Source organism: Pseudomonas sp. Pseusp9, assembly GCF_059491265.1.
Window position 1 is genome coordinate 4,833,862 of sequence record NZ_CP168500.1, and the last position, 24,923, is coordinate 4,858,784.

Genomic DNA, 24,923 nt, shown 5'->3' on the forward strand with positions numbered 1-24,923 from the left:
TCGAGCTCCTTTTGATTGTGATTGTAAGACCGGCAGGAATTTCAACGGAACGTGCCCGGCGCCTTGAACAATATCGGTTGGGGCCTGGCAGGACGACTCAGCAAGCTATCGCTGGTAAACAGATGCGGGCGTTCAATCACATACCCTTGAGCGTAATCCACCCCGATCTCGAGCAATGCCTGTTCGATCTGGGGCGATTCGACAAACTCGGCAATCGTGCGCTTACCCATGACATGACCGATATGGTTGATCACTTCGACCATGGCTCGGTTAATCGGGTCGTCCAGCATATCCTTTACGAAACTCCCGTCGATCTTCAGGAAGTCTACAGGCAAATGTTTCAGATACGCGAATGAGGACATTCCGGCACAAAAGTCATCCAATGAAAAATGGCATCCTAAGCCTTTGAGTTCATTAATGAATCGGATGGCGCTGCCAAGATTTGAAATAGCACTGGTCTCGGTAATTTCAAAACAAATCATTTCAGGCGGAATCGAATACGACACAAACTGTTCGCGCAGGAAGTCCAGGAACGCCTCATCCCCGATCGTCGTTCCTGACAGATTGATCGCACACATGGCCAATGGTCCATGGTCTTGCTCGGCTCGGCATTGGGCAATGATCTTGAACACGTTCTGCACAACCCAACGATCAAGCGAGCTCATCAGGCCATAACGCTCGGCAGCCGGAATGAAACTGTTGGGCAAGATCATCCGCCCGGCTTCATCATGCAATCGCAGCAGAATTTCAATGTGCCCGCCGTCCTGACCGATATGACCCAAGGGGGCGATTTCCTGGGAGTACAGGCAAAAGCGGTCCTCCTCCAGCGCCATGTGCAAACGCTGCACCCACGCCATTTCGCCGAAGCGCAGGGACAACTCCGAGTCATCCGGATGATAGACCTGGACCCGGTTGCGGCCCTTTTCCTTGGCCATGTAGCACGCCATGTCCGCAGCACGCAGCGAGGATTCGAGCGTCGTCGGATTCTGTGCGACATGGACCAGCCCGATACTGACAGTGGTGACGAAAGGCCGGCCCTTCCAGACAAAATGCAGATTCTGCACAGTCTGGCGCAGGCACTCGGCAATTTTTTCCGCCGCTTCCGGTGCGCAGTTCTCCAGCAGGATGCCGAACTCGTCGCCGCCAAGGCGCGCCAGGGTATCGCCTTCTCGCAGCCCGGATTGCAACAAGGCACAGATATGCCGCAACAGTTCATCGCCCGCCGCGTGGCCGCACGTATCGTTGACCAATTTGAATTGATCCAGATCGAGGAACATCAGGGCATGGCGACCCGAGTAGCGGGTCAGGTTGTGCAGCGCCTGTTCCAGGCGATATTCGAATTCGCGGCGGTTGGCGAGACCGGTCAAGGCATCGTGGGTCGCCTGCCACGACAGATTGGCGATGTATTGCCGCTCCTGGGTCATGTCATGCAGCACCAGCACCGTCCCGCTGACTTTACCGGCATTGCGGATTGGCGCGCCCACCAACGTGACCGACACCGTGCTGCCGTCCAGGCGTTGAATCAGCTTGGAGTGCTCACTGCCGCCACTGAGCTGGCCGCTGAGAATATGCTCGATCAGGGTGAAACCATCGGTCTGCGCATTTTCATCCAGCAGGTTGAACAGCGCCGCCAGTGGCAATCCTGTTGCCTGCTCGGCCTTCCAGTGGGTCAACGCCTCGGCCGCCGGATTCATGTAGGCAATCGCACCGGAAACATCCGTAGTGATCACGCCGTCACCAATTGATTGCAAGGTGATCTGTGCCCGCTCCTTCTCCAGTTGCAGCGCATCGGCGAAGGCGTGGCGCTGCTTGAGCAGCTTGTGAGTGCGCATCAAGGCCAATGCAATCAGGCCCAGGGCGGTCGCCAGATTCGTCACCAACAACAGACGCAGGATCACCCGCGACCCTTCACCCAGAGCATCGCTGAAGGCTTTCGCCGCCGGTGTCACACCGTCGTTGATGGCGAAAACCTGCTCCTTCCAGCGCTGCACATCCGCACCCGAGGCCGGGCCGGAGGCGATGTGCCGATGCATGTCCCGCGCAACGCCGTCGAGCTGGACCAGATAGGCATCACCCACGGTCCAGAGGTTGATGGCTTTTTCGAGGTAACTGAAGTGACGAAAGTTGAGATACAGCCAAATCAGGCTGGAAACGTCGTCCGGATGGTTGCCGCCCTTGAGGATCGCCACCCGTGCGGCCTCGATGTTCGGCGGCTGATTATCCAGCGCCACACGCAGCTCATGCCCGCCCTGAGGCACGGAAATGGCGTTCTGGTATTTATGAAAAATCGCTTCGTCGCCGCTGTCGGCGTAGAGATTGAGGTAAAAAATGGCGTCTTTCTGGCCCTTGGACCAGAGGCTTTCGCCGGCAACATAGCCGCGAACCGCCGACAGCACATATAGGCTAACGCCGCCCAACAAGGCTTGAAACAACACAACGGCGATAAATGGCCAGACGATGCCCAACAACCGTGGCGTTCCGAGAGTCCGCGTTTGATTCATGAGGTCCCTTGCATTAGCACTGCTTGCTCGTCTTCCGGACGAAATCGCTGTAGCTAGACTAGGTTGCGATTCCGATCCCGGCAAGCGATAAGCTATGCCCGGAGGCCGTATCGCGATCATGGAATCCGGTCGCGATGATGTTTTTTATAATTTTGAAGTGGCGCCCTGCGATCTTGATGTCGTCTCGCTACAAACGCTGCAAGTGACCGTAAAGCTTGGCGTACAGACCACCGTCGGCAATCAGTTGCTGATGATCGCCATCCTCTGCGATCTGCCCGCCGTCGAATACCAGCACACGGTCAGCCTGTTTTACCGCCGAAAGACGGTGGGCAATGATCAACGTGGTGCGGTTGCTCAGGAACCGCGCCAGTGCCTGGTGCAGGTTGTACTCGGTGGCGGCATCCAGCGCCGAAGTCGCTTCGTCGAGGATTACCACTTTCGGTTCGGCCAGCACCATCCGCGCAATGGCCAGGCGCTGGCGCTGCCCACCGGACAAACGCACGCCGGAGCGCCCGACGATGCTGTCCAGGCCATTGGGCAAATCGCGGACCGTGTTGTGCAGTTGGGCGATTTCCAGCGCCTGCCAGCAGGCCTCGTCACTGCGTTCACGGCCCATGGTCAGGTTGGCCCGGATGGTGTCGTTGAACAGGGCCGGATGTTGCAGGACCACGGCGACATTTTCCCGCACGGTTTCCAGGCCGATCTCTTGCTGGGTCGAACCACCGAAACGAATGGTGCCGGCCAAGGGCGTGTACAAGCCCAGCAGCAGTTGCACCAGCGTGCTCTTGCCGCCGCCGCTGGCACCGACGATCGCGACTTTTTCGCCGGGGGCGATGGAGAGATTCATCTGGCTCAGCACCAGCTCGTCACCATAGCCGAAGCTCAACCCCTGAACCTCGATCCCGACGGTTTCGCGACCGTTGAACGGGTCGACTCCACCCGGATATTCGGGTTCGTCGGCACGCGACAGCAGCTCATTGATCCGCGACAGCGCACCGCCGGCAGCGTAGTAGGCGTATTGCAGGTTCAGCAGTTGTTCGACCGGACCGATCATGAACCACAGGTAGCTGAACACCGCGAGCATCTGGCCTATGGACAGATCGGAGAACAACACCGTGAGCATGGCCGCAGCCCGGAAAATATCGATGCCGAACTGGAACAGCAATCCGCTGGCCCGGTTCGATGCGTCGGTTTTCCACTGCGAATTTACCGCGTAATCGCGCACATCCCGGGCACGCTGGCCCAGGCGCCCGAGGAAAAACCCCTGGCGGTTGCCGGCGCGAACTTCCTGGATGGCATCCAGCGTTTCGGTGAGCGCCTGGGTAAAGCGCGAAGTGCTGTCGTTCTCGAGTTTTTTCAGGTGCTTGACCCGCTTGCCCAACTGCACCGTGGCGTAGATCACCAAGGGGTTGAACAACAAAATCAGCAGCGCCAGCTTCCAGTGCATCCACATCAGGATGCCGGCGGTGCCGACCAGGGTCAGCATGGCCACGAGGAAACGGCTGAGGGTTTCACCGACGAATTTGTCCAGCGTATCGAGGTCGGTGACCAGATGCGTAGCCACCGTGCCGCTGCCCAGGCTTTCGTATTCACCCAGCGAGATACGCTTGAGCCGTTCGATCAGGCGTATGCGAATGCGGTAGACGATGTCCTTGGCCAATCCGGCGAACAATTTCGCCTGCACCACGTTGAACAGCAACGCCGTGCAACGCAGGGTCAAGGTCACCAGCAACATCAGGCCGATGTAGCCCGCGGCTTTCTGCCAGCCTTCAGGCAGCGCGTGGTTCATGATTTTCAGCGCGGCATCACCGTGCCCCAGCAATACCTCGTCCACCAGCAACGGCAGCAGTAAGGGAATCGGCACGCTGCACAAGGTCGCCAGTACGGCCACGCCGTTGGCGATCCACAGGGATTTTTTGTGATGCAGGGCCAGGCGGCGGATTTCCGCCCAGCTCAGGCGATCGACTCGTTTTGCGGTAGCGACATCGTCGGGCAGGTCATGCACAGGCAGCACGCTCCAGCCAGCGGCCGAGCAGCGGGGACAACTCGCTCAAAGGCTGATAGCCGTTGGTCAGCAACGCCAGTTGGCCGTTACGCTCAGCCAGCAGGGTGGGGAAACCGGCAATGCCCAGGTCCTGGACCCAGGTGAAATCGGCAGCGGTGGCCGCGTGCATATCGGCCCGGTCGAACGCGCCGGCGAACTCGATGCGCGGCAAACCGGCCTGTTCCGCCAGCTCCACCAACACACTGGCCTGCGTAACGTCGCGACCCTGGGCATAAAACGCGTGCTGAATCAGCCCGAGCAGTTTCCACGCGCAATCCGGCGCCAGGCTGCGGGCCGTCACCAATGCCCGGCAGGCAGGTTCGGTGTCATAGACAAAGCCGTCGGGCAGCGCGCCTTCGAGCTTGAACGGCTGCCCGGTGGCCTCGGTGACTGCCTGCCAATGCTCAAGGATATAGCGACGGGTAGACGGTTCCAGCGCTGAACCGCTGCCAGTGCGCAAACCTCCCACGATCAGGTGCACATCCACACCTGCGGCTTGCGCCTGCTCGACCAGTGCGTTGGCCACCGGGGCAAACCCCCAGCACCAGGAACACATCGGGTCCATCACATAGAGCAGGCGCGCAGACATGGTTCAGGCCTCGGAGGATGCTTGCTTATAGTTGTAGCCGATCGGGTGAGGCTGGTTACGAGCCTTGGCCAGTTCGATCTGTTTCTGCCGGTCGATGGCACTGCGACGGGTCTTCTCGCTCAGCTTATCCCAGCAATGCGGGCAACTGATGCCGGCCACGTAGTGCTCGGACACGCGGTCTTCCACGCTGACCGGCGTGCGGCAGGCATGACATTGATCGTAGTCGCCTTCGCTCAGGTCATGGCGAACCGTCACGCGGTTATCGAACACAAAGCAGTCACCCTGCCATTTGGTTTCTTCCTGCGGCACCTCTTCGAGGTACTTCAGGATGCCGCCCTTGAGGTGATAGACCTCACCAAAACCCTCGTTGAGCATGTAGCTCGACGCTTTCTCGCAACGGATGCCGCCGGTGCAGAACATCGCGACCTTCTTGTGCACGGCAGGGTCGAAGTTGGCTTTGATGTAGTCGGGAAATTCGCGAAAACTGGTGGTTTTCGGGTCGATGGCGCCTTCGAAGGTACCGATCGAGACTTCATAATCGTTTCGCGTGTCGATCAACAACACTTCCGGGTCGCTGATCAGTGCGTTCCAGTCTTGCGGATCGACGTAGGTGCCGACCTTTTTGTTCGGGTCCACACCTTCCACCCCGAGGGTGACGATTTCTTTCTTGAGTTTGACTTTGGTGCGGTAGAACGGTTGCTCGTCGCAGTACGACTCTTTGTGGTCGATGTCGTCCATGCGCGGGTCGTTCTTGAGCCAGGCCATCAGCCCGTCAATGCCTTCGCGGCTACCGGACACGGTGCCGTTGATGCCTTCTTCGGCAATCAGCAGCGTGCCTTTGATGCCGTTGTCGACCATCGCTTGCAACAGAGGCTCGCGCAGGGCGACGTAATCTTCCAGGGTGACGAACTTATACAGTGCCGCCACGACAATCTGTTGTGTCATGGGTAAATCTCCAGGTGGCTACCCTCGTAAGGGGTGAACCGGATGCGAAAAAAAACGCGCCGGGTTAGCGGCGCGTTGGGCATTCTAACAAAAAACCGGCGTTTAGTGCTTGCTGCCACCGGCACAGGTCGGCGAGGCCGGAGCCGCGTCGATCTTTGCCCATTCCTGCGGCGTGTAGGTATGCAGCGCCAACGCATGGAACTCGCCCATCAGCTCGCCGAGCGTGGCGTAGACTTTCTGGTGACGCTTGACCCGGTTCAGGCCTTCGAACTGCGTACTGACGACCACAGCCTTGAAGTGGGTCGAAAGCCCTCGGCTGTGCATGTGGCTCTCGTCCAGCACTTGCAGATGCTCGGGCTGGAGCAAGGCCAGCGTCGATTCGATGCGTTGTTGCATGGTCATACCGAACTCCGCTTAAGGCTTTTTCTTGGCTGGAGTGGCCGCATCTTTCGGCGTCAGCTCAGCGGTCATGTCAGCCAGCAACTTGTTGACCACAGGCACCGCGCTTTCCAGCTTGGCCTGGGTCATCTGGGCCGATTGCTGGGTCAGCTGGGGCATTTTCTCCAGGACTTTCTTGCCCAGTGGCGACTGGTAGAACGCAACCAGGTCCTTGAGCTCGGACTCGGTGAAGTTGGTGGTGTAGAGGTTGATCATGTCCGGCTTCAGCTTGTTCCAGCCAATGGCCTGGTCCAGAGCGGCCTTGGCCTTGGCCTGGTAGGTTTCCAGCAAGGCTTTTTTCGACTCAGGAGCTTTGGCCTGTTCGAAACGCTGGGCAAACATCTGCTGTACTTGCATGTACACCGGGGTGCCCAGTTTGTCAGCGTGCGCCATGGTCAGGAAAGCCTCGGCACTGGCGTTATGGCTGGCGGTGTCGGCAAGAACCTGGCCGCTGGCGCAGACCAAAGCAACGGCGGTACAGATGGCACGAAGACGAGTCATCGAGTTTCCTTTTCTAACTGGCGAGGTAAGACCCCAAGGGCGTCCATTCTGCGCCTAAAAAAGTGTGTCGCTCAACCCCAAGCCTTGTCGCGCCTGATTTAGAGGGGTTGAATGGTCAAATCCAGACTGATGGAACCACGGTCGTCGAGCACGGCCTAAACTGCGCAATCGGACCTACAGGAGTGAGCAAGATGAGCCGTATCGAAACCGACAGCCTCGGCGAGGTTGAAGTCCCGGATGAAGCCTATTGGGGCGCTCAGACGCAACGCTCGCTGATCAACTTCGCCATTGGCAACGAACGCATGCCGCTGGCAGTGTTGCATGCCCTGGCGCTGATCAAGAAAGCCGCGGCACGGGTCAATGATCGCAACGGCGACATACCCGCCGATATCGCCCGTCTGATCGAGCAGGCCGCCGACGAAGTACTCGCCGGCAACCACGACGACCAGTTTCCGCTGGTGGTCTGGCAAACCGGCAGCGGCACCCAGAGCAACATGAACGTCAACGAAGTGATCGCCGGTCGCGCCAACGAGCTGGCTGGCAACCCGCGCGGTGGCAAGTCCCCGGTGCACCCCAACGATCACGTCAATCGCTCCCAGAGTTCCAACGACTGCTTCCCTACTGCCATGCACATCGCGGCCGCCCAGGCGGTGCATCAGCACTTGCTGCCGGCGATCAGCGAGCTGTCCGGCGGGCTGGCCGAGCTGTCCGTCCGCCATATGAAACTGGTCAAGACCGGCCGCACCCACATGATGGATGCGACGCCGATCAGCTTCGGTCAGGAAATCTCGGCTTTCATCGCGCAACTCGATTACGCCGAGCGGGCGATCCGCAGCGCACTGCCCACTGTCTGCGAGCTGGCCCAGGGCGGAACGGCGGTCGGCACGGGGCTCAATTCCCCCCACGGCTTCGGTGAAGCCATCGCCGCAGAACTGGCCGCCCTCTCCGGTTTGCCGTTTATCACCGCACCGAACAAGTTCGCCGCACTGGCCGGCCATGAGCCGCTGACCACGCTGTCCGGCGCGTTGAAAACCCTCGCCGTGGCCCTGATGAAAATTGCCAACGACCTGCGCCTGCTGGGCTCCGGTCCGCGTGCCGGCTTCGCTGAAGTCAAGCTGCCGGCCAATGAGCCGGGGAGCTCGATCATGCCGGGCAAGGTCAACCCGACCCAGTGCGAAGCCTTGTCGATGCTGGCCTGCCAGGTACTGGGTAATGATGTCGCCATCGGTTTTGCCGCCAGTCAGGGCCACTTGCAGTTGAACGTGTTCAAACCGGTGATCATCCATAACCTGCTGCAATCGATCCGTTTGCTGGGTGATGGTTGCAGTAACTTCCAGCAGCATTGCGTGGCCGGCCTGGAGCCGGATGCGGAAAAAATGGCTGAACACCTGGAACGTGGCCTGATGCTGGTAACGGCGCTCAACCCGCACATTGGCTATGACAAATCGGCGGAGATCGCCAAGAAGGCCTACAGCGAAGGGCTGACCTTGCGCGAGGCGGCGTTGCAGCTCGGGTATCTGACCGACGCAGAGTTCGATGCCTGGGTAAGACCGGAGAACATGCTGGAGGCTGGGGCCAAGGGCTGAGTTTTGCATTGATTGAAAGTCCGTCTTCGCGAGCAAGCTCGCTCCCACATTGGATCTCTGTGGGAGCGAGCCTGCTCGCGATGGGTTCGACGAAAATACTCAGCCAACGACCATTTTGGCCTTCCGCGCCCTCAACCCGGCAATCAGCGACGGCCCCAACGCCACCAGCGCCGACCCCAGTACCACCAGCACCGCACCGCCGTAACCCAAACCATTGATCGTCTCGGCATGCACATAGTCAGGCCACAACCACGCAGCCATGGCAACCGCCGCAAAGGTTACCAACGGCGTGATGGCCAGTGTCGCGCTGACCCGGGAAGCTTCCCAATGGGCCAGGGCCTCGGCAAACGCGCCATAGGCAATCAGGGTGTTGAGGCAACACGCCAGCAGCAGCCAACCCTGCAACGGGTTCAATTGCAACGCTTCGAGTGGATGCACCCACGGCGTTAACAGCAGCGCGCAAAACAGGTAGATCACCATCATCACCTGTAGCGAATTCCACACCGTCAGCAATTGCTTCTGCCCCAGGGCATAGAAGGTCCAGACCGTGGACGCCAGCAGCACCAGCAGCACGCCGGCGGTGTAGTCGGTCAGTGACGTGAGCAATTCACTCAAGCGCTGATTGAAAAACAGCGCAAAGCCGATCAGCAGCACCAACAGTCCAATCCCCTGCCCCAGGCTGAAGCGTTCCTTGAACACAAACACGCTGGCAATCAGCAGCATGATCGGCCCCATCTGCACCACCAGTTGCGCCGTGCCGGCGCTGAGCAGGTTGAGCCCCATCAGATACAACACGTAATTGCCCACCAGGCCGAGCACCGCCATCAACACCAGCCAGCCCCCACGCGGGCCAAGCACTTTGCGGCTGGGCAGGCGCTTCGTCGCAGCCAGGTAAATGAACAGACAGCCGCCGGACACCATCAGGCGAAACCAGGTCACCGTCACCGGGTCCATCACCAGCAATACCTGCTTGAGCTTGATCGGCAGGACTCCCCACAACAACGCGGTCAACAAGGCCAGGAACAGACCGTGGACCCAGCGACCCGATGAAATGTGCATGTGAACCCCAATGCCAAAGTACAGGAGCCGTCATTCTAGGCCTGGAGCCAAGGCGTACACAGGGACAGTTTCGGTCTGGCCGCGAATGAAACTGTGCGGGTCGTAATCTTTGAGGGGGATTTTTTACAACCGAGGTGCGCCTATCGCGAGCAGGTCGGATCGCCGCACCGTCGCTCCCACAGATTTGGTGGCGTACACAACATTAGTGATCGCCGCTAAACACTGTGGGAGCCTGCTCGCGATGGCTATCTAACTGACAACAAGAAATATCGAGGCTTACCGCACTGCTTCAAACAACCCGGTAGCCCCCATCCCGCCACCCACGCACATGGTGACGATGCCGTAACGCAGATTGCGTCGCTGCAATTCGCGAACCAGATGCCCGACCTGGCGCGAGCCGGTCATGCCGAACGGGTGACCGATGGAAATCGAGCCGCCGTTGACGTTGTACCGGGTGTTGTCGATTTCCAGCCGGTTGCGGCTGTACAGGCACTGCGAGGCGAACGCTTCGTTGAGTTCCCACAGGTCGATGTCGTCAATCCGCAAGCCCTTGGCCTTGAGCAGTTTCGGTACCGAAAACACCGGGCCGATACCCATCTCGTCCGGCGCGCAACCGGCCACGGTAAAACCACGGAAGAACGCTTTCGGCTTGAGCCCCAGTTCCAGGGCTTTTTCCAGGCTCATCACCAGGGTCATGGAAGCACCGTCCGACAGCTGCGAGGAGTTGCCGGCCGTCACCGAGCCATCGTCGGCGAACACCGGTTTCAGCCCGGCCAGACTTTCCAGGGTGGTATCTGGGCGGTTGCAATCGTCGCGATCGACAACGCCGTCGAGAATCTGCACTTGGCCGGTGGCCTTGTCCTCGACCTGGTACTTCACCGCCATCGGCACGATTTCGTCGCTGAACAGGCCGGCGGCCTGTGCCTGGGCGGTGCGTTGCTGGCTTTGCAGGGCGTACAGATCCTGTTCTTCGCGGCTGACGTTGTAGCGACGGGCAACGATCTCGGCGGTCTGGCCCATCGGGAAGTAGATGCCCGGCACCTGCTCCTTGAGCAGCGGGTTGATCAGGTGATCGGTGTTGACGCTTTTCATGGTCAGGCTGATGGACTCGACGCCACCGGCAACGATGATGTCGCTGCAACCCGAGGCGATCTGGTTCGCGGCAATGGCAATCGCCTGCAAACCCGAGGAGCAGAAACGATTGAGGGTCATGCCGGCCGTGCCGATGCCCAGGTGCGACAACACCGCGACGTTGCGACCGATGTTGAAACCCTGGGCACCTTCGTTGGAACCGGCGCCAACGATGCAGTCCTCGACGCTGGCAGGGTCGATACCGGTGCGCGCCAATAGAGCGTTCACACAATGGGCCGCCATGTCGTCCGGGCGGGTCATGTTGAATTTACCGCGAAAGGATTTGGCCAGGCCGGTCCGCACGCTGTCGACGATTACCACTTCACGCATGGCATACCTCATTGTTGTTATCGGTTGAGAGTGGACTGAGAATAAGCGCACCCAATTGCCGACTGCGACAATCATTCACCCCGCGTATGCGCAACCATCGCCTCAATCCTTGTCCTTGTCCTTGTGCTTCTTGCGTTCATGCCGGTCGGACTTTTCGAAGGCCTCCTCCAGCGCCCGGTTGATGGTGCGCAAGACCTTGACCCGCGCCCAGCGCTTGTCGTTGGCCTCCACCAGGGTCCATGGCGAAATCTCTGTGCTGGTGCGGTCGACCATGTCGCCGACCGCCGCACGATAATCGTCCCATTTTTCACGGTTGCGCCAGTCGTCCTCGGTGATCTTGAAGCGCTTGAAGGGGATTTCCTCGCGCTCCTGGAAGCGCTCCAGTTGCGTCTGTTTGTCGATGGCCAGCCAGAACTTGACCACGATCACGCCGGCGTCGGTTACCTGTTCCTCGAAATCGTTGATCTCGCTGTAGGCGCGCAACCAGTCTGCCGGACTGCAAAAACCTTCGATGCGCTCCACCAACACCCGGCCATACCAGGAGCGGTCGAACACGGTGAACTTGCCCCGGGCCGGAAGGTGCCGCCAGAAACGCCACAAATACGGTTGCGCCCGTTCCTCTTCAGTGGGCGCGGCAATCGGCACGATGCTGTACTGGCGCGGATCAAGCGCTGCCGCTACCCGGCGGATCGCCCCACCCTTGCCGGCCGCGTCGTTGCCCTCGAACACCGCCAGCAGCGCATGGCGGCGCATGCGCTTGTCACGCATCAACCCGGAAAACCGCGCCTGCTCGGTGATCAGTTGCTCTTCGTAATCTTCTTTGTCCAGCTGCTGGGTCAGGTCCAGGCTGTCTAGCAGGTTCACTTGATCGACACTGGGGAACACGGGTGCGGCACTGACCTTTTCCGGATGGATCGTCGGCCGCTGTAATGCGCCGCGCAGCCCCTCCAGCAGAATCCGCCCCACCGCCAGGCTGCGATAATGTGCATCCGCCCCGGCGATCACATGCCACGGTGCATAGTCGCGGCTGGTGCGGCGCAGGACGCGCTCGCCGTACTTCACGAACTTGTCGTAGGTTTGCGACTGCTGCCAGTCCAGCGGGCTGATGCGCCAACTGTGCAGCGGGTCATCCGTCAAGGCCTTGAGGCGTGCCTTCATTTGCTTCTTGGAGAGGTGAAACCAGAACTTGAAGATCAGTGCTCCTTCATCGCACAGCATCTTTTCCAGGCGCTCGGCGGCATTGATCGCCTGGTCGAGTCGCGGATCCTTGAACTCGCCATGGACCCGTCCCTGCAGCATCTGGCTGTACCAGTTGCCAAAGAAAATCCCCATGCGCCCCTTGGCCGGCAGCATCCGCCAATAGCGCCAGGCCGGGGGGCGCGCCAATTCCTCGTCGGTTTGTTGATCAAACGTGCGAACCTCGATCAGGCGCGGGTCCATCCACTCGTTGAGAACCTTGATTGTCTCGCCCTTGCCAGCGCCTTCGATGCCGTTGATCAAAATGATCACCGGAAACCGGCGTTGCTGCTGCAATTCGAATTGTGCTTCGAGCAACGCTTCGCGCAGGGCCGGGACTTCGGCGTCAAAGGTGTCTTTGTCGATGGCGTGATCGATTTCGGCAGATTCAAACATGGGGCGACTCCCTTCCAGATGTGAGCAAGACTAGCGGATGGAGCTGAAGACCAGCAGAGATTTTCCTGAAGGTCCCCTCGCCACAAAGAGCTTGGGCTCGCCGTCGATCGGCTAGAATGGCGACCTTGCTATTGCCGAGCCTGCCATGAAACCTGTATTGCCCCACGCCCAGCTCGACTGGGACGACCAAGGTCGCCCGTATTCGCGAGTGTTCGACGATGTGTATTTCTCCGACCAGTCGGGGCTGGACGAAACCCGCTATGTCTTTATCGAGCAGAACCGCCTGGCCGAACGCTTTGCGGCCTTGCCTGAGGGTGGGCGGCTGGTCATCGGTGAAACGGGGTTCGGCACCGGGCTGAATTTCCTGTGTGCCTGGCAGGTGTTCGAGCAACACGCAGCCGCCGGGGCTCGACTGCATTTTGTCAGCGTCGAAAAATACCCATTGAGCCCGCCCGACCTGCAACGTGCCCTGGCGCTGTGGCCGGAACTCAAGGTGTTTGCCGATCAATTGCTGGCGCAGTATGTGGCGATCCACCAGGGTTTCCAGCGCCTGACGCTGGACAACGGCCGCGTCACCCTGACCCTGCTGATCGGCGATGCACTGGAACAACTGCCCCAACTCGATGCCCGCATCGACGCCTGGTTCCTCGACGGTTTCGCGCCGGCGAAAAACCCCGACATGTGGACCGCCGAGCTGTTCGCCGAGCTGGCACGGCTGTCGGCTCCCGACGCGACCATCAGCACGTTCACCAGCACCGGCTGGGTACGGCGCCTGCTCAATGCTGCAGGTTTCAAGATGAAACGCACACCGGGTATCGGCCACAAATGGGAAATCCTGCGGGGCACGTTTACTGGCTGGCCTGAAGGCGTGCCGATACCGGCCATGGCCAAGCCGTGGTTTGCGCGTCCGACGCCGCTGAGCGGCGAACGTCAGGCACTGGTGGTCGGCGCCGGTCTGGCCGGGTGCGCAACGGCAGCCAGCCTGGCTGCACGGGGTTGGCAGGTCAAGCTGCTGGAACGTCACGACGCGCTGGCACAGGAGGCCTCGGGCAATCCCCAGGGCGTGCTTTACCTCAAGCTATCAGCCCACGGCACGACGCTGTCGCAAATGATTGTCAGCGGTTTCGGTTACACCCGACGATTGCTCGAACATTTGCAACGCGGCACGGACTGGGACGATTGCGGGGTCCTGCAACTGGCGTTCAACGACAAGGAGGCCGAACGTCAAGCGCAGTTGGCGGCGGCGTTTCCCAAAGACTTGCTGTACACACTCGATCAAACGCACGCCGAAGCTTGCGCGGGTATCTCGCTGCCAGCGGGCGGCCTGTTTTACCCCGAGGGCGGCTGGGTGCATCCTCCCGCACTGTGCCAATGGCAGGCTGCGCAATCGAACATTGAGCTGCTGATGCATCACGACGTATTGGAGCTGCGTCAAGTGAACGGTCGATGGCAAGCGTGGGATGGCGACAGGTTACTGGCCGATGCACCCGTCGTGGTGTTGGCCGGTGCCGCTGAAATCAAGCGCTTCCCGTACAGCAGCGAGATGCCGCTCAAACGCATTCGAGGGCAGATTACTCGCCTGCCACAGACACCTGGGAGCCGAAGCCTGAGCACCGTAGTCTGCGCCGAAGGCTATGTCGCACCGGCACGATTGGGGGAACATACGCTGGGCGCCAGTTTTGATTTCAACAATGATGACCTGACACCGACAGCGACCGAGCATGCCGGCAACCTGCAAATGCTTGAAGAAATCTCGCTGGACCTGGTCGGCCGCCTCGGCGCGGACACCTTGCAACCCGAGGCGCTTGCAGGTCGCGTGGCGTTTCGTTGCACCAGCCCGGACTACTTGCCGATTGTCGGCCCCATGGCCGACAGTCGCGCTTTTATCGATGCCTATAGCATCTTGAGCAAGGATGCCCGGCAGACACCGGACATCCCTTGCCCTTGGCTGGATGGCTTGTATGTCAACAGCGGCCACGGTTCACGCGGCCTGATCACCGCGCCGTTGTCAGGCGAATTGATCGCAGCTTGGCTGGATGACGAACCATTGCCATTGCCCAGAGCCGTGGCCGAAGCCTGTCATCCGAACCGCTTCGCCTTGCGTCGATTGATACGTGGCAAGGCCTGAGGCGTTCAATCCAGTGCAAAGCAGGTTTTTGACTCATCCGCCTGCATGGCCGCCTCGGTCAGACGGGTCAACAAATCAGTCTCAGCCGTGTTCAAATCCTCTGCTATGCGGTCGACTTCGTTGCGATAACCCGCTCCAAGCGACGCCTGGTTTTCAAAGGTCATTTGCATCCGCTCGTGAAAAGGCGCAGCCAGGTCGGTGAACTGCTGGCCGTGATGCTGTCGTAGAAAACCCTCCCAAAACGTGCAGCTATTAATGAAAGTCGTAAATTCTGGGGAGTTCTCTGCAGTAACCACTCTGTTGTAGGCAATATCCAGGTCCTTTGAGGCCACGCCGGAAAGTGACGCATAACGCATATGCCGGGGCTGGCCGACCAGTTCGAGTCGGTCAGCCAGGCCGGTGCGATAGGCCAGCTCCACCTCTACCGGATCCAGCGCAGGATTGGCCTGCGCCTGTTCCCGAGCGATTCTGGCCAGGCGATCCAGACGGAGCAGTCGTCGCCCCAGGCTCAATAGCCGCGCGGCCTGATCATGGGCGTTGACGGATTCTCGCACCACCGTGTCGATATCCACGGCCACCTCAAGATTACTGAAGATCGTCGCAGCAGAATCTGCACAGTTGGCTTTCACTGCCAACGACAGCAACTGATCGCGCAACATCGGGTCGGTCTGAGTCGCCTTGATGACATCCCAGACCCGGCGTGTCATGTCTTCACGCACAAAACGGTTATCCCCCGTGCTTCCAACCTCTGCCAGCAATTCAAAAAAGCCTTTCGATCCGGGTTCGTTTTTCAACGCGATCCAGGTGCGGTTGCGACTGGCATACGTGGCCTCGGCCGGTTCAGGCATCCACAAGTCCCGAGCCCTTTGATCATTGATAACCGCAGTATCATTGGTCAGGAAACCCATGCCGACTCCTGTTCTGGCACGATAGTCTTCAAGTTGCGTACTGCTGGCGACGGATAAGGGGTTATGCCGCAGATTGATCGTTTCGGCGAATCGTCTCGGGACATTGAACAACCAGGACGGCAGCTCGCGAATCTCGTTGCCACGCAGGTCTACAAAATCCAGATACGGCAAACGGGAAAGCCCGACGGGCAGTTCCGTGGCGTGGGTATCGCGCAAAGTCAGGGATTGCAGATCCAGCATTTTGCTGACATCGACCGTCGCCCCCAGCCGATTGCCGCTGAGCCCCAGTGTGCGCAGATTGCGCATGTCGGCCAGCTTGCGCAGCGTGTGTTCGGTCAACTGTATCCGATTACCGTCCAGCCTCAAGTGTTCAAGCCTGGGCATGTGCGACAACACCTCGGGCAGCCGTGTGAGTTGATTGCGGTCCAGCTCCAGACTGACCAGCTCTTTGAACGGCCTGAGGAAATACGCCAACTCGTCCCCGGCCTGCATGTCCTTGATGGAAAGGCTGCGTACATGGGCGACATCCTGCTCGGTCAGGACAGGCAACGGACCCACTGGATTGCGCTCCAGCGTGAGCGTTGAAGCGGGCTGATTGTGCCGAGTCACCTGGCGCCAACTGTTCTCGATGGCCTCGGCGACCTGACGACGATTGACACGGATATCGCTGAGTTGCCCCGGTTGCGCACTCATTTGTACTTCATCGTGGCGCCAGTTGTGCAGCACCTCGCGCAATTTCTTCAACTGCTGCCTCAATTCATCGATGCGTACCGCCCGCTCCCACTGGGTACTGCCGGCTTTATCGAGAAACGACGCAGCCTGGGCATCCGTAAACAGCGGGTAGAGCTTTTTGACCTTGCGGATCAAACCCCTCGCATAAGAACTCGCGGTCGGGGGATCGGCCTGGACGCAGGCGGCAAGGTGTTTCGGCGCGTCAATGCGCTCGCCCTGTAGCACCCGCCGGGTATGCACTGGATCGACACTGGCGGCCTTGGACAGTCTTGATCGTAGCGTCGTGAGATCCAATGTATCGTTGCCAGTGAAGCCCATCCGGGTGCGTTGGCTGGCAGGTAATGCATCAAGTATCGACTGAAGCCGCGTTGTACTGGCAAGCGTTGAAGACACATTGCCATTGCTGTGGGTGACCTGATAACCGCTTGACGTCCTGACGATGACCCCGCATGTCTGTGCATTAGCTTCGCCCACGCTGTCCAGCAGGGTGCCGGTCACTGTCCCTTCTCGTACCTCAAGCCGATAGCCGTCATCCCAGCCTTGCAGCCGATCCAGGAGCCCGAGTGCCAGCTTGTCGGTATCGGCATTGGCCAGTTGTGGCAGATGCAACCCCATGAGGGCGCGGTCCTGCCTGATCGTGGCCTGCGCCTCGTTGACTTGCCGGGCGAGATCCATTCCGAGGATCTTGCGGTCGCGCAGAAAACTGCGGTCTCTGCCGGAAGCGTTATCCAGCAGTTCCTGCCCCACGCGCACGGGAAGGTCGGGGGCGTGCTCGCGCAACGTCGCCATGTCACCGGTGGCAGTGCCGTCATAGGTTTTATGGAGCCACTCATGCAGCGGCTGACGATTGTTCTTGAGGCTTGTTGCGATCTTCTGTGCCAATAGATGTGGTTTCGATTCGGTTGTCCTGTGACCGATGATGCCCTCGACTTCATTCGGCTTGAGGCCACTGATGACGGTATCGAGCAGTTGTCCTGCTTCAAGTTGCCTCTGCGTAATATGCACACAGTCGATCTCGTCACCTATCGCCGTTTCGGGGAAACGCGCGACGACTACATCTTCCGCATCGACCACTGTAATAAAACGCTCCACTGGCCAGCCGGACAGTCCCGGCAGTGTATGCAGTTGTTCTTGGATGAAATCCGTATTCGTAGTCTCTCCACGCTCCATAGCCGCAATCAGCCCGCTGATGCGTCGGTCGATCCTGAAGTGCTCGACACAGTCCTTCAACCGCTGTGGCAACTTGAGGTTGCTTTCATGCAAGTGGTGTAACTTCCCGGGTGTCATGTCGGTAATGTCGGCAATCGTTTGCAGATCACCGCCAAGGTCGTTTAGACGCTGATCCGTGCGTCCTAACGCATAAGCACCGTCGCGCCACTCGCCGGCGTGCTCATAAACATGCCGCCAGCCACCCTCCACGTTTCGCTCGACAGCAGGCTGGAAGGCATCAGGTCGGGCAGGATGACTGATGGTCCATGGCGATCCCGCAGCGGTACGGGTGACCGCATGGGGCGTCCCGTCCAGAATGATCGAAGTCTTTCCGGCATGCTGGTAGAGCCCTTGCGAATCAGGTTGCAGACGAGCTGGCAGTGCCGTGGACTGTTTATAGGGTTCGAGGTCGGGCTTCCATAATCTTGCTTTGCCATCAGCGCGAGTGACAGCCTCGAATCCGTCGAAGAATGCCGCCTGTTCTTTTACGCCTCTGCTGAAAGCTGTAGAGACAACTTTGCCGCCTACCGCGAATGCCGCCATTTGCGCGATGTTTTCCACTACGTTCAGCAAATGGGACAACGCCTCGGCCCGTTCGCCGTGTGCCCAGTCACGCACACCTTCATACACCTCGCTGACGAGGTCGACTACGGCCGCCGCGAGCATCAACTGGCCGATCACGGGTACAAAAAAAGAGGCTGCGTTCAACAACTGGAGACCGCCATCGAGCAATACCTGAAGGGTTTTTTCCCGTAGTTGCTCATCGACGTCCTCGGTCGGGACCGCCAGAATTCGTGCATCCTCCTGAGTCTTGCTGACAAAACTGCTGAAAAAGAAATCGGCAAGACATGTGTTGGCAGGAGTCGCAGCAAGTGTTCCCAAGGTCCTCCCTGGGTCAAAACGGGCAAAAAAACCGGCTTTATCGTGGCCGGGCAAGTACTGCTCGGCGAAGAATTTTCGGTAGCTTGCAGTTTGCAATTTGAGGGTGAGGTAAACCTTGAACTCATTCAGCGAAGCGTATTCATACAGCGGCCGTCGCGGCTCGTTCGGCATGTAAACCACACATCTTGCGTTCGGCGCGGCATCGATCGATGCCTTGGTAAATACCAACACCCCACATATGCAGGCGTCATGAATCATCAGGCCTTGCCAAAGTACAGGCCCGCCATCAAACACTGCATCCCTGGTTTGAGCCGCCGGGACATCCTGTTCGAGCACACTCTGCAGCATCGTATAAACGGCGGGACTGATGTCCTTTTTCAGGTAGGCCATGTGAAGGGCGACTTGCATGTCCAGCCTCTTCAATTGCCGGATGTCGGCGGTTGAGGCTCGATCGTCGACCGAGACATTGTTTGCGGGTCTGGCCGGCAGCGCCAAGGCCTCACTGATATGGCGTTGATAGCGGGCACCCAGGTCGAGTTCACGACAGAACCCCGCGAATTTTTCAGCGGTGATCTCAGGTCCCGATTGAACCCGCTTATCGATTCGTATAACGGAGCCGTCTTCAAATCCGCCGCTCTGCGCTTGCTCGGGAGTGAAATTTTCCATGGCCCCCTGAAGCAGGCTGCATGAAATGACATCCTCTCGGGCCACATAGCCCAGAGGAAACACTCCAGTTGACGTGTACAGGGTGCTTTTGATGTCCAGCGTGTCCCGCTCGACGTCAAAATCGATCGTCCATCTAGCCTTGAGGAAGGCAGTCAGTTGCTCTCTGCAGAAAACGTCCAGCGGCTTGAGCGTTTCGAGCACGGTTCTCACCTTGCCCTGAACAAGAAAAGACTGCTCGAACGCGGTTCTCAAAGCCTGCACCACTTGCAGATCGGCATTGACCAACCAGTCCGGAACGGTCGCTTGCAGTACTTTCGCCTTGTCCAGATCGCCTGCGTGTTCCAACAAGGCTTCGAGACGTTGTGCGGGTGTCATTGGCACAACCGTGGAGGCGGTGCCGGATGTCGTGGGTAGCATGAGCAATATCCTTATTGCATTGAGAGATGCCCAGTTTATGAAGCTCAGCCAGCCATGAATAATTCGAATACCGGGTCAGTCCGCAACGCATCCAAGCAGGTACTCCCATGTATCCCATCAATAAATACCACCACGGTGAAACGCACTTCTGCCCGACTCGCCGCTCGACCATTGATTTCGACTTATAACGCATCGGTCTAAAACTCCCCTTACCCAGGTGGGTCAGTCTCTGAGTACCCCACCATTTCGGCGTGGTATCGATTGACCCTCCCCAACGGAAAAACCGGTAAGGAATTTATGTGCGGACTAGCTGGCGAATTACGTTTTGATCATCAACCTGCAGACCTTGCAGCCGTTGAACGAATCACCCATCACCTGGCCCCTCGCGGCCCCGACGCCTGGGGCTTTCACAGCCAGGGGCCGCTTGCCCTGGGCCATCGGCGCCTGAAAATCATGGACCTGTCAGACGGCTCGGCGCAGCCGATGATCGATCCGCAATTGGGTTTATCCCTGGCCTTCAACGGCGCGATCTACAACTTCCCTGAACTGCGTGCCGAGCTTGAAAGCCTGGGTTACGCCTTCTATTCCGGTGGCGACACCGAAGTGTTGCTCAAGGGTTATCACGCCTGGGGCGAAGCCTTGCTGCCGAAACTCAATGGCATGTTTGCCTTTGCTGTCTGGGAGCGCGATGCCCAATGCCTGTTCATCGCCCGCGACCGACTCGGCGTGAAACCGTTGTACATGTCGCGTACCGGCCAGCGCCTGCGCTTTGCTTCTGCGCTGCCGGCATTGCTCAAGGGCGGCGACATCAATCCGGTTCTCGATCCGGTCGCGCTCAATCATTATCTGAATTTCCATTCCGTGGTCCCGGCACCACGCACCTTGCTGGCAGGCGTTGAAAAACTGCCGCCGGCCACCTGGATGCGCATCGAAGCCGATGGACGCACCGAGCAGAAAACCTGGTGGACCCTGCCCTACGGCCCTCATGTCGATGAGATGAACCTGACCCTCGAGGACTGGCGTGACCGCTTGCTCGACAGCACCCGCGAAGCGGTAGCGATTCGTCAGCGTGCGGCAGTGGATGTCGGCGTGCTGTTGTCCGGTGGCGTCGATTCAAGCCTGCTGGTGGGTTTGTTACGGGAAGTCGGCGTGGACAATCTGTCGACCTTCTCCATCGGCTTCCAGGATGCCGGTGGCGAGCGCGGTGACGAGTTCCACTATTCGGACCTGATCGCCAAACACTACGGCACCCGGCACCACCAATTGCGCATCGATGAAAAACAGATCATCGAACAGCTGCCCGCCGCGTTCCGGGCCATGAGCGAACCGATGGTCAGCCACGACTGCATTGCCTTCTACCTGTTGTCACGGGAAGTGGCCAAGCATTGCAAGGTGGTCCAGAGCGGCCAGGGCGCGGATGAACTATTCGCCGGCTACCACTGGTATCCGCAAGTGGACGGGGCGAGTGATCCGTATGCCGCGTACCGCGAAGCGTTTTTCGACCGCAGCTACGAGGACTACGCCGCCACCGTGCAACCGAAATGGCTGACCGCGAATGACGCCGCCGGTGACTTCGTCAAAGCCCATTTCGCCCAGCCCGGTGCTGATACGGCGGTGGACAAGGCCTTGCGCCTGGACAGCACGGTGATGCTGGTGGACGACCCGGTCAAACGCGTCGACAACATGACCATGGCCTGGGGTCTGGAAGCACGCACGCCGTTTCTCGACTACCGCCTGGTGGAGCTGTCGGCACGGATTCCGGGGCGCTTCAAACTGCCGGACGGCGGCAAGCAGGTCTTGAAAGAGGCTGCGCGACAGGTGATTCCCGGCGAAGTGATCGACCGCAAGAAAGGTTACTTCCCGGTGCCGGGCCTCAAGCACTTGCAGGGCGATACGCTGGACTGGGTGCGCGAGTTGCTGCTCGATCCCAGCCAGGATCGCGGCCTGTTCAACCCGGCGATGCTCGACCGTCTGCTGACGGATCCACAGGGGCAATTGACGCCGTTGCGCGGCTCGAAGCTGTGGCAGCTGGCGGCCCTCAACCTGTGGCTCAGCGAACAAGGAATCTGACCGATGAAACCTCATGCCACGGCTTTCAGCCAACGTCTGTTGCGCGGCCAGTCACCTTCCTACGAACGTTTGCAGGCACGTCTGGCCGAAGATGGCAGTGAACTCGGCGGGGCGCCGATTGCCGTGCATTGCGGCTGGGGCCGCCTGCTGATCGGCCACACCTTTGCCGATGCCGCGAGCCTCGCCGCAGAGTTGCTCAACGAGCAGCCCGGCGAGCGGGACATTGCGCTGTACGTCGCCGCGCCCCAGCAAGTGTTGGGGCTGGAGCCGACACAGCTGTTTCTCGACCCGTCCGATACCTTGCGCCTGTGGTTCAGCGATTACCGTCAAGCGACCCGGGTGTTTCGCGGGTTCCGCATCCGACGCGCGCAAAGCGAGGCCGACTGGCAGGCGATCAATCAGCTGTATCAGGCACGCGGCATGCTGCCGATCGACCCTACCCTGCTCACTGCGCGTCACCTCGGCGGCCCGGTGTACTGGCTGGCCGAAGACGAGGACAGCGGCGCGGTCATCGGCAGCGTCATGGGCCTCAACCACCACAAGGCTTTCAATGACCCGGAAAACGGCAGCAGCCTGTGGTGCCTGGCGGTCGACCCGCATTGTGCGCGGCCGGGTGTCGGTGAAGTGCTGGTGCGGCATCTGATCGAGCACTTCATGAGTCGCGGGCTCGCTTGCCTCGACCTGTCCGTACTGCACGACAACCGCCAGGCGAAAAGCCTTTACGCCAAGCTCGGCTTTCGCAACCTGACGACCTTCGCCATCAAGCGCAAGAACGGCATCAATCAACCGCTGTTTCTCGGTCCCGGTCCGGAGGCCGCGTTCAACCCGTACGCGCGGATCATTGTCGAGGAAGCACACCGTCGTGGCATTGATGTGCAAGTCGATGACGCCGACACCGGCATGTTCACCCTCAGTCATGGCGGGCGCCGGGTACGCTGCCGTGAATCCCTGAGCGACCTGACCAGCGCCATCAGCATGAGCCTGTGCCAGGACAAAAGCCTGACCCACAAAGTGCTCAAGGCTGCCGGGTTGAACCTGCCGGCGCAGCAACTGGCCGGTACCGCCGATGACAACCTGGCGTTCCTCGATCAGCATCTCAGGGTGGTGGTCAAACCGCTGGACGGTGAACAGGGCCAAGGCGTGGCGGTGGATTTGCAGACCATCGAAGACGTCCAGCAAGCCATCGAAGCCGCCCGCCGATTCGATAGCCGCGTACTGCTGGAAAGCTTCCACGAAGGCCTTGATCTGCGGATTCTGGTGATTGGTTTTGAAGTGGTCGCCGCTGCGATTCGCCACCCCGCCGAAGTGGTGGGTGATGGTCAGCACTCCATCGGCACGCTGATCGAAGCCCAGAGTCGGCGGCGACAAGCAGCCACGGGCGGAGAAAGCAAGATCCCGCTGGATCACGAGACCCGGCGCACCTTGAATGCAGCCGGTCATGACTACGACAGCATTCTGCCGGCCGGCAAGCATCTGTTCGTACGACGTACGGCGAATCTGCATACCGGCGGGACACTCGAGGACGTCACCGCAATTGTGCACCCGACGCTGGCAGATGCCGCCATCCGCGCGGCGCGGGCGCTGGATATCCCCGTGGTCGGCCTGGATTTGATGGTGCCCGCTGCCGATCAGCCCGACTACGTGTTCATCGAAGCCAACGAGCGCGCCGGGCTGGCTAACCATGAACCGCAACCAACAGCCGAGCGGTTTGTGGATTTGTTGTTTCCGCACAGTCAGCCGGTGGTCTCTTAGTTCTGTGTTGTCAGGACTGGCCCCTTCGCGAGCAGGTCGAATCGTCGCACCGTCGCTCCCACAGGAGAATGCAATCCAATGTGGGAGCGAGCCTGCTCGCGAAGGCGGCCTGACAGGCAGCCAAAAACCTTCTCATCGAAACCATCGAAGGCCTCACCCCATCAGGAGTTTCCATGACCAGCAAAATCCCCGAACCGGACCTCGGTTACCTGCAAAAAGTCCTGCTGGAAATGCTCGCCATTCCCAGCCCCACCGGGTTCACCGACACCATCGTGCGCTATGTCGCCGAACGCCTTGAAGAACTGGGCATTCCCTTCGAAATGACCCGTCGCGGCACCATTCGCGCCACGCTCAAGGGCAAGAAGAACAGCCCCGACCGCGCCGTTTCCGCCCACCTTGACACCATCGGCGCGGCGGTGCGTGCGGTGAAGGACAACGGCCGCCTGACCCTCGCGCCAGTCGGCTGCTGGTCCAGTCGCTTTGCCGAAGGCAGTCGGGTCAGCCTGTTTACCGACAACGGCGTGATCCGCGGCAGCGTCTTGCCGCTGATGGCGTCCGGGCACGCGTTCAATACCGCCGTGGATGAGCTGCCGATCAGTTGGGATCACATCGAATTGCGTCTGGACGCCTACTGCGCCACCCGTGCCGACTGCGAATCCCTGGGCATCAGCGTTGGCGATTTCGTCGCCTTCGACCCGCTGCCGGAGTTCACCGAAAGCGGCCACATCAGCGCCCGCCACCTCGACGACAAGGCCGGCGTGGCTGCGCTGCTGGCGGCGCTCAAAGCCATCGTCGACAGTGGCCAGGACCTGATGATCGACTGCCATCCGCTGTTCACCATCACCGAGGAAACCGGCAGTGGCGCCGCGGCGGCATTGCCCTGGGACGTCAGTGAATTCGTCGGCATCGACATCGCACCGGTCGCAACCGGCCAACACTCCAGCGAGCACGCAGTGAGCATCGCGATGCAGGATTCCGGCGGGCCCTATGACTATCACCTGTCGCGCCACCTCCTGCGCCTGGCCAGCGACAACGAGTTGCCGGCACGCCGCGACCTGTTCCGCTACTACTTCAGCGATGCACATTCGGCAGTTACCGCCGGCCACGACATTCGCACAGCCCTGCTCGCCTTCGGCTGCGACGCCACCCATGGTTACGAACGCACCCATATCGACAGCCTCGCCGCCCTGAGTCGCCTGCTCGGCGCGTACATCCTCAGCCCGCCAGTGTTTGCCAGCGATGCGCAACCGGCCAAGGGGTCACTGGACCGCTTCAGCCATCAACTCGAACACGATACCCAGATGGAAAGCGATACGCGGGTGCCGTCGGTGGACAGTCTGGTGGGGCAGCGGTCGGAGAGTTGACCTGCAATTTATATTGTCTGTTCTGCCGCTTTCGCGAGC

15 protein-coding genes are annotated in these 24,923 nt (G+C 59.8%); 5 read left to right on the top strand and 10 right to left on the bottom strand.

What is annotated here, in order from left to right:
* Window positions 1-41: 41 nt before the first annotated feature.
* The 6 genes from ACEN8E_RS21960 to ACEN8E_RS21985 form a co-directional block, all read right to left on the bottom strand.
* Complete coding sequence (locus tag ACEN8E_RS21960) at window positions 42-2,501, bottom strand: EAL domain-containing protein (protein ID WP_495589838.1); 2,460 nt, start codon at window positions 2,499-2,501, stop codon at window positions 42-44.
* A 187-nt stretch (window positions 2,502-2,688) separates the two neighbouring features.
* A complete protein-coding gene (locus ACEN8E_RS21965) occupies window positions 2,689-4,506 on the bottom strand; it encodes an ABC transporter ATP-binding protein (protein ID WP_495589839.1) in 1,818 nt (605 codons plus the stop codon).
* Window positions 4,499-5,101 carry a DsbA family protein gene (locus ACEN8E_RS21970; RefSeq protein WP_495593372.1) on the bottom strand — a complete coding sequence of 201 codons (603 nt, stop codon included), beginning with the start codon at window positions 5,099-5,101 and terminating at the stop codon, window positions 4,499-4,501. Before ACEN8E_RS21970 ends, ACEN8E_RS21965 begins: the two co-directional genes overlap by 8 nt.
* A 36-nt stretch (window positions 5,102-5,137) precedes the next feature.
* Window positions 5,138-6,079, bottom strand: a complete 942-nt coding sequence (trhO, locus tag ACEN8E_RS21975) for an oxygen-dependent tRNA uridine(34) hydroxylase TrhO (protein ID WP_495589840.1) — start codon at window positions 6,077-6,079, stop codon at window positions 5,138-5,140.
* A gap of 102 nt (window positions 6,080-6,181) precedes the next feature.
* Window positions 6,182-6,481, bottom strand: coding sequence for a BolA family protein (locus ACEN8E_RS21980; protein WP_495589841.1), 300 nt, complete (start codon window positions 6,479-6,481; stop codon window positions 6,182-6,184).
* Window positions 6,482-6,493: 12 nt separating this feature from the next.
* Window positions 6,494-7,018: a DUF2059 domain-containing protein gene (locus tag ACEN8E_RS21985; RefSeq protein ID WP_495589842.1), complete on the bottom strand. Its 525-nt coding sequence runs from the start codon at window positions 7,016-7,018 to the stop codon at window positions 6,494-6,496.
* A gap of 191 nt (window positions 7,019-7,209) precedes the next feature.
* Between ACEN8E_RS21985 and ACEN8E_RS21990 the strand changes: the two genes are divergently transcribed.
* Window positions 7,210-8,604 carry a class II fumarate hydratase gene (locus ACEN8E_RS21990; protein ID WP_495589843.1) on the top strand — a complete coding sequence of 465 codons (1,395 nt, stop codon included), beginning with the start codon at window positions 7,210-7,212 and terminating at the stop codon, window positions 8,602-8,604.
* Between the two features lie 99 nt (window positions 8,605-8,703).
* Here the strand turns inward: ACEN8E_RS21990 and ACEN8E_RS21995 are convergent, their stop codons facing one another.
* From ACEN8E_RS21995 to pap, 3 genes are all read right to left on the bottom strand, one after another.
* Entirely contained in the window at window positions 8,704-9,663 is a 960-nt protein-coding gene (locus ACEN8E_RS21995; protein WP_495589844.1) for a DMT family transporter, read from the bottom strand.
* A 276-nt stretch (window positions 9,664-9,939) separates the two neighbouring features.
* Entirely contained in the window at window positions 9,940-11,124 is a 1,185-nt protein-coding gene (locus ACEN8E_RS22000; protein ID WP_495589845.1) for a thiolase family protein, read from the bottom strand.
* 102 nt (window positions 11,125-11,226) lie between these two features.
* A complete protein-coding gene (pap, locus tag ACEN8E_RS22005; protein WP_495589846.1) occupies window positions 11,227-12,756 on the bottom strand; it encodes a polyphosphate:AMP phosphotransferase in 1,530 nt (509 codons plus the stop codon).
* Window positions 12,757-12,901: 145 nt separating this feature from the next.
* Between pap and mnmC the strand changes: the two genes are divergently transcribed.
* On the top strand, window positions 12,902-14,884 hold the full coding sequence (gene mnmC / locus ACEN8E_RS22010; protein ID WP_495589847.1) for a bifunctional tRNA (5-methylaminomethyl-2-thiouridine)(34)-methyltransferase MnmC2/FAD-dependent 5-carboxymethylaminomethyl-2-thiouridine(34) oxidoreductase MnmC1: 1,983 nt from the start codon (window positions 12,902-12,904) through the stop codon (window positions 14,882-14,884).
* A gap of 5 nt (window positions 14,885-14,889) precedes the next feature.
* Here the strand turns inward: mnmC and ACEN8E_RS22015 are convergent, their stop codons facing one another.
* A complete protein-coding gene (locus tag ACEN8E_RS22015; protein ID WP_495589848.1) occupies window positions 14,890-19,698 on the bottom strand; it encodes an NEL-type E3 ubiquitin ligase domain-containing protein in 4,809 nt (1,602 codons plus the stop codon).
* 297 nt (window positions 19,699-19,995) lie between these two features.
* On the opposite strand from ACEN8E_RS22015, the gene ACEN8E_RS22020 reads away from it, so the two are divergent.
* The 3 genes from ACEN8E_RS22020 (at window position 19,996) to ACEN8E_RS22030 (ending at window position 24,884) form a co-directional block, all read left to right on the top strand.
* A complete protein-coding gene (locus tag ACEN8E_RS22020) occupies window positions 19,996-21,768 on the top strand; it encodes an N-acetylglutaminylglutamine amidotransferase (RefSeq protein WP_495589849.1) in 1,773 nt (590 codons plus the stop codon).
* A gap of 3 nt (window positions 21,769-21,771) precedes the next feature.
* On the top strand, window positions 21,772-23,520 hold the full coding sequence (gene ngg / locus ACEN8E_RS22025; protein ID WP_495589850.1) for an N-acetylglutaminylglutamine synthetase: 1,749 nt from the start codon (window positions 21,772-21,774) through the stop codon (window positions 23,518-23,520).
* 173 nt (window positions 23,521-23,693) lie between these two features.
* Window positions 23,694-24,884 carry an osmoprotectant NAGGN system M42 family peptidase gene (locus ACEN8E_RS22030; protein ID WP_495589851.1) on the top strand — a complete coding sequence of 397 codons (1,191 nt, stop codon included), beginning with the start codon at window positions 23,694-23,696 and terminating at the stop codon, window positions 24,882-24,884.
* Window positions 24,885-24,923 lie beyond the last annotated feature (39 nt).